Genomic DNA, 15,285 nt, shown 5'->3' with positions numbered 1-15,285 from the left:
ATTCAAGAGAACTATTGAATACGGACTGGAGGTGTGCGATGAGCGTCACGGTGGACATCGAGGAGCTCACGGCCAAGGTCAAGGACATGTACCGTCACGTGGCCCAGCAGCCACACGACCAGTTCCACTTCGAGCTGGGGGCGCCGGTCGCACTGCGCGTCGGCTATGACGCGGACCGGCTTCGCGACGTGCCGACCGGCGCAGTCGAATCGTTCGCCGGAGTTGGATACTTCTTCGACCTGGCCGACCTTGCGCCCGGCGAGAGCGTGGTCGACCTCGGGAGCGGTTCGGGGATGGACGCCTTCTACGCCGCCGGGATCGTCGGTCACACCGGCCGTGTGTACGGCATCGACTTCACCACCGAACAGCTGGACAAGGCTCGCCGACTCGCCGAAGAGGCCGGGTTCACCCAGGTCGAGTTCTGCGAGGGCTGCATCGAGGCCCTCCCACTCGGCGAAGCGAGCGTCGACGCCGTGATCTCCAACGGCGTCATCAACTTGTGCGCGGACAAGAAGGCGGTGTTCGCCGAGGCCGCCCGCGTCCTGCGACCGGGCGGTCGGCTCGCCATCGCCGACATCATCACCGAACGGCAGCTCACCGACGCCATCGTCTGCAACGCCGACCTGTGGGCCTCCTGCATCGGCGGGGCCGCGCAACACGACCACTACCTGGAAGCCATCGAGTCTGCCGGGTTCGCCATCACCCACCAACGCGAGAACGCCTACGCGTTCATCTCCGAACGAGCGCGCGACGCCAGCGCCATTTACGGCGTCAAGAGCATCTCCCTCCTGGCCACCAAGGCCGGCACCTAACAAACACCACCGGAGGTCACCATGTCCGAGAAGCAGAACATCGACACACCACACGAGCAACGCCCGTTCCACGGACACGGCCACATGGATGTAGTCACGCTCGGCGACTTCACACTCGGCCGCGGCGTGTTCGAACCAGGCTGGCGCTGGTCCAACGACGTCAAGCCCATCGCTGGCACCGAGTCCTGCCAGACCCACCACACCGGCATCTGCCTGTCCGGGCAGATGACCGTCCGGTTCGACGACGGTTCCGAGCTGTCCATCACCCCCGGGGACGTCCTTGACCTCGACCCTGGCCACGACGCCTGGACCGACGGCGACGAGCCGTGCATCCTGCTGGACACCGGCGTCAAGGCGTACGCCAAGCCCAGCTGACCCAGCCGCGAATGGGGCGGAGGGCGCCAGCGTTTGCGTTGCCGGAATGTGCGCTCCCCGCACACGTGGCAAACGAATGTTTGAGCGGCGATTTCGGGTGACTAGTCCTCTTCCCCTGGCAACCGGATGTGAGTGGGAGACCCGTGGCGCCGACACCCTTTCCGCAACTCGACAGACTCGCCGGGCGGTTATGCACAGGAGGCCCTGTGCACCCATGGGGACTAGTCAGCTGCGAGCCGTGCGCACCGCTTGTGATGTAGGCGCCAGGGGTTGCCCTGCGGGTCCAGTTCCGGATGCTGGCAGGAGGCGATCCCTGGACAGTGCCCCGACGTGACGCCTGGTGGCAGTCCGAGCAGATTCGGCGGGTGTGGGCCCGTCGTCATTTTGGACGATGACACCGAGCTCGCCCGGTGCTGACGTAGGGGTTGGCGCAGCGGCATACCCACCACTGGCCAGGCACCTAGGAGGTTCGGATGTACACCAGGACAAAGCTGCTGCTGGCCACGTTGGTCAGCGTTCCCGCGCTCGCCCTGAGCGCGACCTCGGCCATCGCCGGCGGGAACGGCGCGACGACCTTCACCCAGAACCTGCATGGGGTCGTCGACGTGTTCCATGACATGAACCCGTGCACCGGCGACCCGGGAACCGTGTCCGCCATCGAGAACCAGATCTTCCACGGCACCATCAACTCCACCGGGTCCTGGTTCACCGGCACGGTCGAGGGCCAGTTCACGTTCACCCCCGACGACCCGTCCAAGGTGACGTACACCGGTCACTTCGCGACCTGGTTCGGCGACGAGAACAACCTGCGCAACGGCGTCGAACACTCCACCTTCAACGTCAACGCCACCGGCACCGACGGTTCACACCTGCAGTTCCACGACAACGCCCAGGCCACCATGAACGCGAACGGCACCGTCACGGTCAGCTTCGACCACGCCTCCTGCGGACGCTGACCCGCCAGAACCGCACGCGAAGGCCCACCATCCCAGCGCATTCCGCGACGTGGTGGGCCTCCGTTCAACCCGCAGTGGCTACTCGCAGCCGGACTGGATGCCGTGGTCGGTCTGACGGACCACGAACGCCTGACTGGCCTGGTCGCACACGGCCGACACCCCGAGCAGGGACACCGTCTTTCCGTTGGTGTAGTTGCCATTCATCCCAGGCGCGCCCAGCAACACCGAGTCGGCGGTTCCAGGCGTGATCTTCCCCCAGAACGGCGGGAACTGCGCGGTCGGCCCGAACACTGCGGTCAAGCTTGGCAGCCACACCCAGCCGCCCTGGACCAGCGGCGCGGTGTACGTCGTTGCCGGGGTCCACCCGGCCGGGGCGGCTCGACTGACGTTCGCGCAGGAGTCGGCCAGCGCGGTACCGGCCGTGGCGGCGACCATGAGCAGCGTGGCAACGCCAGTGAGCAAGGTTCGACGCATCGTGATGCTCCCCCTCAACAGAACAGGTCCCGGACGACCCGATGTCGTACCGGCAGCCTGCTCGCGATGCTAGAGAGCGCGCCGACCAGGCACCTGCCTCAAATGACGGAGCCCACCTGCCACATCCGCTCGCGAGCTCGGCCCACTGCAGGGTGTGGACTCGCACCGCATGCCTCGGTCCCCGGAGCGGATCTGGTAGCCGAAGGAGCTTCCCCGTCCACCGGATCGTGCATTAGCTGCTGATCGACGCATCGACTGGTCTCGGGGCCAGGATCGGGTCCGCATGCCTGAGCACGATGCGCCACTGTTCATCCTCCCGCCGGTAGATGGAGGTCACCCGAAGAGCAAAAGCCTCCGGCTCCGTGCGACCGCCAATCATTGCCTCGCCCCGTTCGATCTCGTGATAACAGGCGAGGCCGTCCGAGACGAACCTGCTAAGGACGTCGAGTTCTGACAGGTGGCCGTTCCGAAAGCGAGCCGCCGCCGCGTCGAGCGTCGCCGATACATCCGCCCATCCCGTTACGGCCGGGCCCCACGGATTGGCCAGAGTCACGTCGTCGCGGCGTGAGAACAGCAGCTTGGCCGGACCGGGGTCGCCGGTCACGAAGATCTGCCATGCCTGCTCACACTGGCTGACGAACTCATCGAGATCCATATCTGTTTCCGTCCCCTGGTAGGTGCGATCCGACCTGCCTGCCCAGCCTGCCCCCGAGGCCCTGATGAATCCATAGCCGGACCGGACGTTCTTCCAGCCAGGTCACCTGCCAGAAGTTCGGGGTCGCACGATGACTGAATCAGTCGATCTTCATCGCTGGGTGCAGGCTGCCGCATAGACCGCTTGGGCCTCGAAGCCGAGGACGCTGCTGTCGGCGTTGGTTGTCGTCCTCCTTCCAGCCGGTGATCACGATGCGGGCTTGGGGGGACCAGAAGATGTTGATGTGCAGGCATTCGTCACGGATGCGGCTGTTGAACGACTCGACGTATCCGTTGCGCCCCGGTCGATAGGCGGAATGAACGAGAGTCCGACGCGTCTTCCCGCCCAGACGGCTGTCGCTGCGCAGGCGAGCTCTGGCCCGTTGTCACGGCGCAGGGCTGCCCGGTAGCCGATGCCGGGACAGATCGCAGGCCCGGGCGGGTGGCGCCGTTCGCGCGGGTGTCGGATGCGTCGGCCTGGGGTGAACCGGTGGGATGGCCTCGAGGTGGTCAGGTGGCAAGCCCCGCTGCCCTGGTCGGTGACCGTGAACGGGACGACGTCCTTGGAGTCCTAGAGTCCTTCGTGGTTCTCCGGTGGGTTGTCCCGGCTTCATCGTCCGATCCCTGTTCAGGGTCAGCTGAGGCCGTCGGGCTGGAACCCTGAGCACAGGAGGTCGATTGACGCGATGCGCTCACCGTCGTGCAGGTAGGCCTGTTGTTCGATGACGTGCCAGGCGTCATCGCCCCACGGAGTCGGATGCAGGCGGAACCGCCATGTCACGTGGGGCCTGCCTCCAACCTCGTCAAAGGTGCCGTTCAGTACTTCGAACTCGTGGGCGCAGCCGAACCAGGTCCGAAGGTTCTCGACGATCTGGATTGCTCCGTGAAACTCGGCGGGCCCACTGGGGAGCAGGGCCCGCATGGTCGCGTCGGTCTCGAGGCAGTCCAGCACCCGGTCGAAGTCGCGTGCGGCCAGAGTTTCGAGGAGCTCGCGGCCTGCCGACCTTCGACCCGCCGGGTCCGGGCGGACGATTGGGGTCGTGGTCTGAGTCATGTCAGCACCTCCGATAGATTCAAGTAATCACTTGAATATGATCCTGACATCGCACCTTGTCAAGAGAAACCTTGAATAGGCTTGGGGCGTCACGCGTGTTGACGTCGACTGGAAGGCGAGGCCGGGCTCATTCGGTAGCCGTCCTCGAGGCGAGCAGGCGCCAACAACGGCAATAGCAGCCGCGGAGGTTCGCCGCTTTTTAGGGCGCGTCCGTCGGCTCATCACCACCGAGCAGACGTCCCAGGGCTCCATCATCGATCTGAGCCCGGGGCTGGTTTCCAGGACCGGACGCGGGCGAACGCGGCGCGGGCAATGGTGGATGGAGCCGTTGGTGGGAAGGGCCACACGGCGCAATCGTTGATCTCGCACAGGACGTAGCTGTCGATGCCGGCTGCGGTCCTGGGCCCGTTCAGGAAGTCGGCGTCCCAGATGACCGGCAGATCCTGAGTTCGGTGCCCAGGTGTGCGCGCATCTCTCTGGCACCCATTGCGTCTCGGCCCGGGCGCGCAGCTGCCGGTAGGCGGGCGCGGGACCAATGGGGCCCCCACCGAACCGGCGCAGGACCCTCTCGCTCGGCCTACCACGTCCTTGAGCGGCGGGCCACAGCGGCGATCAGCGGTCTTCAAGCGTGGTCTTCATTGCCGCGAGGGTGGTCTGCATGCCGGCTCGAAGTTCAGCCATGCGAGCTGCCACGATCTCCACTGCGTGCGCGGGGTCTTCATCTGCGGCGAGGCGCAGGCCGGTGAGGCCGTCGGGCACATGGTGGAAGGTGAGGTCGATGCGGCAGATGTTCGACTCGGTGTGGGTGAACGTGTAGACCCAGTGGGAGGCCGGGGCGCCGCGGTAGCGGTCGCCGACGACGAAGCCGAACGACCGGCCCACGTCGGCTAAGACCACGGTGCCGGGCCGGGTCCAGATGTACTCGTCGGAGTCGTCGACCTTGCGGTTGGTTCCTTCGAACCGGGCTCCGGCGCGTGGCCCCGGAGTAGAGCCGATCCACCGGGCGCTGACACACTCGGGGCTGAACTCGCCGACCCGCGGTATGTCCGCGGCTAGCGTCCAGGCTGCGAGTGGGTCGCATGTCACGAGGATCGACTCCGCTGCCTCGAGTTCAGCGAAGAGTGCTGTGTTGGCGGGGAGCGGAGTGGGGCGGGCCCCGTGCTCGCCCCACCGGGAGACAACGGTTGTCATGGCCGTGGCTCAGGCCGGGGCAGGGATCAAACCGAGCTGTTGGAGCTGGCTGAGCTGGTCGACCACGTGCCAGTGCTCGGCGAGCTGGTTGCCCTCCAGGCGGTGGATGTCGATCCCGCTGATGGTGTAGGGCCGATGCGTGGCCGCGATCCCGAGAAAGTCACTGTTGTGGGTCCCGCTGCTGGACCAGCGAACGACGACCTTGTCGTCCTCGGCGATGAGGTCCTCGATGATGAAGGTGAGCGGGGAGAACGCCGCGAGCAGCGTCGTGGCACGGCGCTTGAGGTCATCGCGGCCATCGCCTTGGCCGGGGAGCGGGTCATGCTCGACGTAATCCCGGGTCGCCAGCTCATCGAGCGCGTCGACGTGTCCGGCGTTGAGGACCTCTTCGTAGTAGCGGCGAACGACCGCCTTGTTGGTTTGCGTGCTCATGGTGGCCTCCGTGGTGAGGGTGGATGATGCGGTCAGGACTGAGCATGGCGGCGGGACCCGAGGCGAGACCACGACGTCTCCCACCGTCTGGCCCACCAACTTGAGTTCGGCGTCTCGACGAGGAGGAGCAGGCTTGTGACTGGGGCGGCGTTCGCTGATCTTGTTCGTCGGTATCGCGTCCGTGCGCGATTCACCCAGGCGCAGCTCGCCGAGCGTGCTGGCATCAGCGAACGTGCGGTCAGCGACATCGAACGTGCCCTGCGCCGCCGGGTGTACCCCGTGACCGCCCGCGCGCTCGCGGACGCGCTCGATCTCGACCCCCAGGATCGGGTTGCGTTCGAGGCTGCCGCAGCCGGGCGCGTTACGGAACCGGTTGGCCCAAGTACGGGATGGCCCTCGGATCAATGGTCCGAGTTGCGGCGTACGCCGTTAGTGGGCCGCGACAGCGAACTGACCGAGCTGCTCAGCATGCTCAACGGTGGCGTCCGGCTGGTCACGGTCACCGGCCCGGGTGGGATCGGGAAGTCCCGGCTCGCCGCCGAGGTCTGCTGGAGAATCGCCGCTGCCGCACCGGGGAAGGTCATCTGGGTCGAGCTCGCGAGGCTCCAGGAACCGGACATGTTGCTCGCGACGCTGGCCACGACCGTGGAGGCGTCAGCCGGCGGCGGCGCGCTGGTCCCGGCGCTGGCGCGAGTGCTCGAAGAGCGCGCTGCGCTTCTCGTGCTCGACACGTTCGAGACCGTGGTCTCAGCCGGACCGGACGTCGGTGGGTTGCTCGATCACACGACGGACTTGCAGATTCTCGTCACGAGCCGCGCGCCCCTGCGCATCCGTGGGGAGCGCGAACTCCCACTTCGGTCGCTGTCGGATGTGTCAGCAGCGGAGCTGTTCACGCAGCGGGCTCACGCGGCTCGGCCCAGGCTGGGCGTCGACAACCCCGAGGCAGCGCATCTGGTGGCGGCGATCTGCCGTCGCCTGTCCGGAATGCCGCTGGCACTCGAGCTGGCCGCCGCCAACGTACGGCACATGCCGTTGCGCGTGCTTAGCGCCGCACTCGAGCGACCGTTGGATGTGCTGACCGACGGGGAGCGGGACCTGCCCGAGCGTCAGCGGACAATGCGCGCCGCGATCGCCTGGAGCCACGACCTGCTCAGCGAACACGACCGCACTCTCTTCCGTCGGCTGGCACCCTTCGCCGGGGGTTGGACACTCGAGGCGGCCGAACAGCTCGGCGTCGACGCGTCAGGCCACGGCGTACTCCCAGCGATGGGCCGGTTATGCGAGCAAGGTTTGGTCTACACCGACGACGAATCCGTTGGCTCACGGTGGGATGTCCTCGACCCCATCCGCGACTACGCCGCCGAGCAACTGGCTTGCGCGGGCGAGGCGACCGAGATGGGCACGCGACACGCCCAGTACTACACGTTCCTCGCCGAGAGAGCCGCCCCCCGCATCCTGGGTCCCGAACAAGAAGCTGGCCGAACCCAGCTGCGTGAGGAAACCGCCAACCTGCGTACCGCACTCAGCTGGGCAACCCGTACGGGAGCTGTTGATCTGGCGCTGCGGCTGGGCGGTGCGCTGTGGATGTTCTGGCGCATGGAGGGCGCTTTCGACGAAGGCCGGGCCTGGCTGCAGCGGGCACTCGCCCTGCCCGGCGCCACTGGGTCACCGCACCGGACCGCCGCACTGTGGGGAGCCGCGTGGCTGGCCTACCAGCAAGGTGACCTGTCGACCGCCACAGCCCTCGGCGACGAGCTGCTCGCATGCTCGACCGACGCCCCCGCCGCGCTGGATCGGCGCAACGCACTGACGATCCTGGGTCATATCGCCATGGCCGAAGGACGCCACGGCGACGCGGTGGCACTTCTGCAGGACGCCCTTCACATTGCCAAGGCGAACACGGCTACCTGGCATATCGCGACCTCCTTACTGAACCTCGGCACCGCCCTCCTTCGCCACGGCAACCCCGAGCGCGCGGAAGAACTCCTCGCCGACGCCGTCGCTGGCCACCAGGCCACCGGCGACCAGCACTTCACCGCCCGCTCACTGACCGAGCTGGGCTACGCCTCACTGTTCCGCGGCGACCTCAACCGCGCAGCCCGTCATCTATCCGACGCGCTGCGCAGATTTGTCGCACTGGACGAGCAGTGGGGCGTCGCCGAAGCGCTCGCCGCCATTGCAGTTCTCGCCGTCACCCGCGGCCAGCCCGAAGCCGCCGCCGAGCTCACCGGCGCCAGCGACGCCACCTACGCACAGATCTCAACCCGCTCCATCGCACCTGACGCAGCGCTTGCGGCACCGTTTCTGACACACGCCCGAACGATGCTCGGCGAAGACCGCTGGCACGAAGCCGTACTCAGGGGCGCCACGATGCCCATTGAGGAGGCCACGCGACTTGCCCTGAAGGAGACCGGCTCCGCCGAGCAATAGTCCGCTGCAGTCCCATTCGTGCGTCCGCGACGACGAAGCCTGCGAGCCTTGATCCACTTCCCGACCGGAATGGTTACGTCTCACCCTGAGCGTCCCCATGAGGTATGCCGCTTCCCTTCGCGCGGGCGAACCGGTTCACGGCCTTGCCGTTCCCGCTTTCGGACTGGTACCGACAAGGCCCTGATCGGGTCCTGGCGACGGGCGAGCTGAGGTCTGAGGACCTTCCCGTTTCGCTGGAGATGCGGGCCCGCCGGGTGTGATCACGCGCGCGGCGCCGGTGTCCGTGGGCCATGCTTAACATGCAGCCATGGGCAATGGGTGGCAGATGCCAGGGCAGGCTCCGAGCGCTGCAGGTGAGCTTCGCCGCTCAACGGGGCGAGCGCAGATCTGCGCGGTCCCCCCGCTACCAACGCGTCAGCGACAGAAGGCCCGGACCACTGGTCCGGGCCTTCTGCTATCCGCCGACAGCCAGGCGGGCTCGACAACGATGCGTCGGCGAAGCGTGACGCCTCACTTCGCCTGTCTGGCCCTATGCGGCCACGCTTCACCCCCTTAGCATGGTTTTGCCTTCGTACCCTCGCGGTCGCCGCTCGGGGCCTTCCACGCAGACTCGGGTGTCACCGTGACGGTGCGCCCTTCGACGCGACGGAGGCAATGAGAAGGGACGGGACCTCTCATGAGCCTCGAAGCGCGACCTGGCGGGGCGGCCTGCGACTCGCTGTGGGTCGAGCGCAGGGGGCGCAAGTGCGCGCTCGCCCATCTGGCAGTCCTGACGGGGGCACTGCTGCTGCTTCTGGTCTACCTGAGCTGGCTCGACACCGGTGTGCTGGACGACAACTGGGCGCTGGTCTTCATGGTCGTGGTGGTCGTGGTGCTGCTGCTCATGACCGTGCTCCGCTACCTGGCTCTGGTTGCCATGGACCGGTTGGTGTCCGCAGCGGGCGGCGCAACCACCGACTCGGGTGACGCTCGGCCCGAGTACGACGACCTCGAGCAGCGGGCGTCCGCTCCCGACGGTGCCAGGGAACCCCCGGCCACCACGGCGATCTGCTGCTCGGGCGGCGGCATCAAGTCCGCGTCGTTCTGCCTTGGGGCGCTCCAGCAGCTGTCGCACGACCGGATCCTCGAGCAGGCTCACTACCTGGTCGGTGTGAGCGGTGGTGGGTACATGGCCGCGGCGTTCAGCACGCTGGCCTGGCGCCGCAGGCAGGCCGTGCTGGGGGGCTCGGGCCCGCCGCCGCCTCCGCCCGTGGGCAATGGCGCACCGAGCGGTGCGGATCCGGGTCCATTCGCCAGCGGTTCCGACGAGCTGAACCGGCTGCGCCGCTCGACCAAGTACCTGGCCTCGTCCCCCGAGGTGCGCTTCGAGCTCGTCGCATCGCTGCTGCTGGGGATCATCTCCAACCTCCTCCTGCTCGGCTGCACCTGCATCGTCCTTGCGTGGTTGATGACCAGGTATGCCGTGCACAGCAAGCTGCTGAGCGCACCGCGGCAGGGCGCGTGGGTGTGGAATCCCCTTGAGCGCCAAGTCTTTCCCCTGCTGATGGTTCCCTCCATCTTCCTTCTGGCCGTGGCGCTCGTCTGGTTCCTCGCGGCCCGTCGCAACCCTGCCCGCTGGTCCGACCAGACCTCGAAGGCGGGTGCGGACGGGGCTGCTGCCACGACGTTCTCCGAGCGGCGCAACAGCTGGGAGCGCTCCGAGGCCTGGCAGTTCGCCATCGGGAACCTGGGCGCACGGACCTCCCAGACGGCCTTGCTCTTCCTCCCCGTCTTCCCGGGCGTCCTGTGGTGCGCATACGAGCTGGAGCGGATCGGCCCGTTGCAGAGCCTTTCCGACCTCGCTGCGGGAGTGGCCAGCGCAGCGAGCCTGCTGACGACGTTCGCGGCCTTCCTCGGGTTGCTGGGCACCGCTCGCTCCGGGCTGCGCCAGGACGTCCTGCCGACTGGGCAGAGGGGCTTCCTCACCTGGTTCAGGCGACAGGTCGCACCGTTGCTTGCCATCGCCGTGTTCTTCATCGGCCTGTACCTGGCGCTGGTGCTCTTCACCTGGCTGGCGCTACGAGACGTGTGGGTCCTGGCGCGTCTCGGCTGGGCGTTTGCCCTGGTGCCGATCGTGATGGCGTTCTTCTTCAAGGTGAACGACACGTCGATCTTCCAGTTCTACCGCGACCGGCTCGACACGGCATACCTCTCGTACCAGCCGGCGGGCCAGCCGCCGTCGCCGCACACCACTCCCACGCTGGCGGAGGTGAACGACGCATCCCCGGGCGTCTGGCCGACCCTCATGCTGTTGGGGACCGCAAACGTGCGCGATCCCGACATGCTCCCTGTCGACCGGCACGGCACGCCGTTCGTGTTGTCGGACGAGGTCGGCATCAGTGACCCACGGCTGCCCGGCGGCACCGCCCTGCTCGGCGCAGATGCCTACAGCTACGACCTGGACCTCAAGTGGTCTCCTCGAGGCCGGAGACGACTCACCGTGGCCATGGCCGTGGCCATGTCTGGTGCGGCCGTCGCGCCGATAGCCGGCCGCGACGACAAGGTCCTCGGCAGGTACCGGCTGCTGCTCGCACTGGCGAACATCCGCCTCGGCCTCTGGGTGAGGAATCCGTACTGGGTGATGAACGACGCCAGACGCTCGGGCCCTCCGACACGAGGCTGGGCCCAGTGGGTCTTCCGGCTGAACGACTACCTCGACAACTTCGCGCCCTCGCTGCTGTTCCACGAGGCCATCGGGCTGCCCAGGATCATCATGCCGTTCCTCTATGTCACCGACGGCGGCCACTACGACAACCTGGGGCTCGTGGAGGCGCTGCGGAAGAAGCCGCGGCGCATCATCATGCTGGACGGCTCCGGTGACCCCGAGGACGGCTTTCCGACGATGGCCAACGCCATCGCGACCGCCCGGATGGACCAGCAGATCGAGATCGAGTTCGACCCACGGCGGATGCGGCGCGGTACCCGCGCCTATCCACGCAGTGGCTGGACCGTCTGCACCGCCACGTACCCGGACCAGACGAGCTGCGACATCGTCTACATCAAGGCGCTCCTGCCGAAGGGACAGCCCTGGGACCTCGAGAGCTACCGCGACCGCAACCCTGGCTTTCCCTCGACGACGACGGAGTACGAGCTCTTCGACGAGTTCACCTTCGAGGCGTATCGCGAGCTGGGTTGCAGCCTGGTGCGTCAGGCCATGACCGAGCTGGCGTGGTGCAGTGCGCCGACCAAGACCACGTGCCAGGACGAGTCGCATGGATGACTCCGTGGCGAGGCGCCCCCACAGTCACACTGCCACCCCCAGCCCCCGGTGGGGGAGCGGTGCACATGCGGGTGGTGGATGTCGCTGCGGCGGCTTCTGTGTCGTTTCATCTTTCTCTCCGAACCGTGCACCGAGGCTCCTGTGCGGGACCCGTTGCCCCGTCCTTGACCTCACCCGTCCGGGCCGCGGTCTGGAGCTTCTGCGCCAACGTAGGTCGCGCTGCCACCCACGAGATCCGTGGGCACGCGGGGAAAGGGCTCGTGCCAACGCCGAAACCGCCTGCGTGACACCACGGATGCGCCAGCGACAGGCAGGCGGCTGACATGGGAAACCGCCTGACCCAGTCTCGGCTGGCCACCACCGCAGGGATCGGCATCCTCGTACTCAAGGTCGCCCTCTCGGCGCCGCAGCTGCGCACTGACCTCGCCGTCGTCGCCATCACGTGGTTCGTCGTCACGGCCTTCGTCGTGGTGGGGCTGGCGCTATTCGCCACGGACATCCCGCCCGTGAACGGCTGGGCCTGCCTGACCGTCGCTGCGGCCACCATTCCGGGCGATCTCAACAACCCGGCATACCCGCAGGCGTTGGTGCTGGGCGGTTTCGTGCTCGAGCCGCTGTACCTTGCCGCCGCGGTGGCCCTCGTGTTGCGGTATCCGGCGCCGCGGCTCACGAAGACAGCGCGGCAGGTGGTCTGGGGACTGGTGGCCACGGGCACCGTGATGCGCGTGCCGCTGGCGTTGACGCGGGGGAGTCTGCCCAGCCCACTGCACGCCTCGGCCGATCGCCGGGTGTGGGGCCTGAGCCCCTGGTGGCACGACTGGGTGTTCCTGCGGGCCACCTTCACCGTGACGACGCTGCTTCTCGCGGTGGCCGGCGGCATGCTGGTCCTGCGCGCGGTGAGCTCCCGCGGGGTCACCCGGCAGTCCTTGGCCCCGCTCGCCATCATCGGGGCAATCTGCGCCACCTCGGCCGCGGTGGACCAGATCGTGTGGATCATGGGCGTTCCCGGCGACGCATGGGCGCCGGTCGCCCTCGTCCGCAATCTCAGTGCAGCGGCCATCCCGGTGGCGTTGCTTGCTGACCTGCTCCGCAGGCGCGCCGCTGCGGCTGCCGTGACGTCGGAGATCCTCCGGGCGGCGAGCTCAGGTGACCTCGCCCAGCTCGAAGGCGCGCTGCGGCACGTGCTCCTCGACCCGTCGCTCACGGTGACTCCGGTTGCTCGGCCAGCAGAGGAGCCCGAGGACGGCGGCGAAGCCCGGGAGAACGTCGCCTTGATGAAGGAGGACGGCACCGCCCTGGTCGCCGTGGGGTACGACCCTCGCGCAGTCGGTGATCCAACCCTGTTGCGTGGTGCGCTCGCCGCCGCCCAGCTGGGGATCGAGAAGACTCGGCTCACGCTCGAGCTCCTCGAACGGATGGAGGAGCTGCGGGCGTCCCGAGCGCGCATCGTGGAGGCCGGCATGGCCGAGCGACGCCGGGTCGAGCGCGACCTCCACGACGGCGCGCAGCAGCAGTTCCTCGCCGTCGTGGCCACCTTGGCGCAGTCGGACTTCGCGACCGAGGACGAGATGCGCGACCTCGTGGGCCAGGCTCGCAGTCGCCTGACCGAGGCGCTGGCCGAGCTGCGCCGGCTCGCCCGCGGCATTCATCCCGCAACCCTGACCCAGGGTGGCCTCAGTGCTGCGCTGCCGTACCTGTGCCAGAGCGCGCCCGAACCCGTCTCGCTGCGGCTCGATCCGGCCCTGGCGGACCACCGGCTCGAGCCCGGCGTGGAGTCGGCGGTGTACTTCGTCGTGGCGGAGGGGCTCGCCAACATCACGCGGTATGCCGGTGCCACCTCGGCGATGGTGACCGTCCTGTCGGAGAGTGAGTACCTCTCCATCGAGGTCGCCGACGACGGAAACGGCCAGGCACACTTCACCGCGCAGGGCGGACTGTCCGGTCTACGCGACCGCGTGCATGCCTTGGACGGTGACCTGACCTTGCACTGCGACCCGTGTGCCGACCACCCGCTGACCCACGGAAGTCGGCTGCGAGTCGGGTTTCCCTTCAACGCTCCCCGTGCGTCATGAGCCACACTCCCGGACCCGCGGAGCTGTCGGCGGCAACGAGCTCCGCACGCCGGCTCCGGGTCGTCCTCGTCGACGACTCGTCCCTGTTCCGCCAGGGCCTCGCAGGCCTGCTCGCCGCGGCAGGCCTCGACGTCGTCGGTCAGCTGGGCAACGCCGAGCCTCTGCTCGCGTTGGTGCGGCACCTGCGCCCCGACGCCGTGGTGCTCGACGTCCGGATGCCGCCCACTCACACGGACGAGGGAATCGTCACCGCACACCTCATCCGCAGGCAGTGGCCCCAGGTGGGTGTCCTTGTCCTGAGCACGTATGCGGAGGCCGAGTGGGCGCGTCGCCTGCTCCAGGACGGCGCAGCGGGTCTGGGCTACCTGCTCAAGGACAGGGTCAACGACGTACCCACCCTGATCGACGCCATCAACCGGGTCGCGGAGGGCGGGACCGCCGTGGACCCCGCAATCGTGTCCGAACTGCTCGCGGGGAGCCGTAGGCAGTCCTCGGCCCTGGACCGGCTGACCGAACGCGAGCGCGAAGTACTCGCCCTCATGGCCGAGGGGATGTCGAACGCCGGAATCGGCAGGCAGCTCCACCTCTCGCCGCGGACGGTCGAGACTCATGTGGCCTCCGTCTTCGGCAAGCTGCCGCTGCAGGGCCAGGACACCACGGTGAACCGTCGAGTGCTGGCGGTCCTGGCCTACCTGCACGAGCACCACGGCTAGGCCGCACCTCGCCGAACGGGTCGCGGCCCTACGGGTTTTCACCGAGAGATCGACGGGGAAACCCCGATCTGCGGCGTCGGCAACTCTCCCAGACTTGCCAGTAGCTCGACGCGGGTCGTCGACAAGAACACCACACGAGTCGCCCGATGGAACCGGCCCGAGCAGGGCGTAGCCGCAAGCCATCTGAGAACCGGAACACGTTCCGGCACCGCCCACCCGGGCAACCCACATCAGGCAGCACCCGCACGAATGAAGGTTCACCATGTCCTCTGCACTGGCATCACTGTCCCGCACCAAGAAGACCGCCGTCGGCGCCAGCGTCGCCGTCGCCGCAGGCATCGGACTGTCAGCGATGCTGACCGCCCCCGCCCAGGCGATCCCCTTCTACCAGAAGGCTTGTGCGTTCGACGTCCGGACCAACACGGCCGTCAACGGCTGGCAGCCGGTCAACTCCTCCGTCCTGGTCAACAACGGCGCAACCGGCCGTTTCGTCGTCGTCAACTTCAACGCAGATGCCGGGGTCAGCACCCTGGCCGAGATCCGGGTCGGCTACCGGGTCGACGGTGGCGCCGTCCAGACGCCCGGTGCGCAGAACTTCGCCAACTACACCCAGTACTGGCAGACCCGGCACAGCATGGTCGTCATCTACGTGCCTGCCGGCTGGCACACGATTCGTCCCTACTGGAGGATCAGTGGCTCGGTGGGCAAGTCCGGCGTCATCGCCGCCCGCTGCCTGACGGCAGAGGGCTACACCTCGTGAGGGGAGACCCCGCCCCGCCATGGCTCACCCATGGCGGGGGGGCCCGGACGGTCTCGGCCTTCGG

General features: G+C 67.8%; 14 protein-coding genes and 1 pseudogene. 8 read left to right on the top strand and 7 right to left on the bottom strand.

The window, feature by feature from the left end:
• The first annotated feature begins 38 nt into the window (after nucleotides 1-38).
• The 3 genes from GKE56_RS09275 to GKE56_RS09265 all read left to right on the top strand — a co-directional run bounded on the left by GKE56_RS09275 (nucleotide 39) and on the right by GKE56_RS09265 (nucleotide 2,143).
• Entirely contained in the window at nucleotides 39-812 is a 774-nt protein-coding gene (locus GKE56_RS09275; RefSeq protein ID WP_154684307.1) for a methyltransferase domain-containing protein, read from the top strand.
• A gap of 21 nt (nucleotides 813-833) precedes the next feature.
• Nucleotides 834-1,187, top strand: a complete 354-nt coding sequence (locus GKE56_RS09270; protein ID WP_154684306.1) for a cupin domain-containing protein — start codon at nucleotides 834-836, stop codon at nucleotides 1,185-1,187.
• 473 nt (nucleotides 1,188-1,660) lie between these two features.
• Nucleotides 1,661-2,143, top strand: coding sequence for a hypothetical protein (locus tag GKE56_RS09265; protein WP_154684305.1), 483 nt, complete (start codon nucleotides 1,661-1,663; stop codon nucleotides 2,141-2,143).
• 78 nt (nucleotides 2,144-2,221) lie between these two features.
• On the opposite strand, the gene GKE56_RS09260 is transcribed toward GKE56_RS09265, so the two are convergent.
• The 7 genes and pseudogenes from GKE56_RS09260 to GKE56_RS09235 form a co-directional block, all read right to left on the bottom strand.
• Nucleotides 2,222-2,617, bottom strand: coding sequence for a hypothetical protein (locus GKE56_RS09260; RefSeq protein ID WP_154684304.1), 396 nt, complete (start codon nucleotides 2,615-2,617; stop codon nucleotides 2,222-2,224).
• A 232-nt stretch (nucleotides 2,618-2,849) separates the two neighbouring features.
• Nucleotides 2,850-3,272 carry a DUF4440 domain-containing protein gene (locus GKE56_RS09255; RefSeq protein ID WP_154684303.1) on the bottom strand — a complete coding sequence of 141 codons (423 nt, stop codon included), beginning with the start codon at nucleotides 3,270-3,272 and terminating at the stop codon, nucleotides 2,850-2,852.
• 150 nt (nucleotides 3,273-3,422) lie between these two features.
• A pseudogene (locus tag GKE56_RS09250) lies at nucleotides 3,423-3,713 on the bottom strand (transposase); the annotation flags it as partial.
• A gap of 231 nt (nucleotides 3,714-3,944) precedes the next feature.
• Nucleotides 3,945-4,364, bottom strand: a complete 420-nt coding sequence (locus GKE56_RS09245) for a hypothetical protein (RefSeq protein WP_154684302.1) — start codon at nucleotides 4,362-4,364, stop codon at nucleotides 3,945-3,947.
• A 251-nt stretch (nucleotides 4,365-4,615) separates the two neighbouring features.
• Nucleotides 4,616-4,912 (bottom strand): hypothetical protein, encoded by a 297-nt coding sequence (locus GKE56_RS18240; protein ID WP_370518493.1) that lies wholly within the window; start codon nucleotides 4,910-4,912, stop codon nucleotides 4,616-4,618.
• A gap of 64 nt (nucleotides 4,913-4,976) precedes the next feature.
• Nucleotides 4,977-5,555 carry an SRPBCC family protein gene (locus tag GKE56_RS09240; protein WP_154684301.1) on the bottom strand — a complete coding sequence of 193 codons (579 nt, stop codon included), beginning with the start codon at nucleotides 5,553-5,555 and terminating at the stop codon, nucleotides 4,977-4,979.
• A gap of 9 nt (nucleotides 5,556-5,564) precedes the next feature.
• Nucleotides 5,565-5,987, bottom strand: coding sequence for an ester cyclase (locus GKE56_RS09235; RefSeq protein WP_154684300.1), 423 nt, complete (start codon nucleotides 5,985-5,987; stop codon nucleotides 5,565-5,567).
• 135 nt (nucleotides 5,988-6,122) lie between these two features.
• Here GKE56_RS09235 and GKE56_RS09230 point away from each other — a divergent pair, with 135 nt between their 5' ends.
• From GKE56_RS09230 to GKE56_RS09210, 5 genes are all read left to right on the top strand, one after another.
• The gene (locus GKE56_RS09230; RefSeq protein ID WP_154684299.1) at nucleotides 6,123-8,417 is read left to right on the top strand and encodes a tetratricopeptide repeat protein; all 2,295 of its coding nucleotides are present in this window, start codon (nucleotides 6,123-6,125) and stop codon (nucleotides 8,415-8,417) included.
• Nucleotides 8,418-9,093: 676 nt separating this feature from the next.
• The gene (locus tag GKE56_RS09225; RefSeq protein ID WP_154684298.1) at nucleotides 9,094-11,676 is read left to right on the top strand and encodes a hypothetical protein; all 2,583 of its coding nucleotides are present in this window, start codon (nucleotides 9,094-9,096) and stop codon (nucleotides 11,674-11,676) included.
• Between the two features lie 323 nt (nucleotides 11,677-11,999).
• Nucleotides 12,000-13,748, top strand: a complete 1,749-nt coding sequence (locus GKE56_RS09220; protein WP_154684297.1) for a sensor histidine kinase — start codon at nucleotides 12,000-12,002, stop codon at nucleotides 13,746-13,748.
• A complete protein-coding gene (locus tag GKE56_RS09215) occupies nucleotides 13,745-14,461 on the top strand; it encodes a response regulator transcription factor (protein WP_154684296.1) in 717 nt (238 codons plus the stop codon). The genes GKE56_RS09220 and GKE56_RS09215 overlap by 4 nt, the downstream gene beginning before the upstream one ends.
• Before the next feature lie 262 nt (nucleotides 14,462-14,723).
• Nucleotides 14,724-15,221, top strand: a complete 498-nt coding sequence (locus tag GKE56_RS09210; protein ID WP_154684295.1) for a hypothetical protein — start codon at nucleotides 14,724-14,726, stop codon at nucleotides 15,219-15,221.
• Nucleotides 15,222-15,285: the final 64 nt, after the last annotated feature.

It is taken from the genome of Nostocoides sp. HKS02 (assembly GCF_009707485.1).
Lineage (GTDB): Bacteria > Actinomycetota > Actinomycetes > Actinomycetales > Dermatophilaceae > Pedococcus.
The sequence above is the reverse complement of the archived record's forward strand: the minus strand, read 5'-3'. Positions and strand labels throughout refer to the sequence as shown.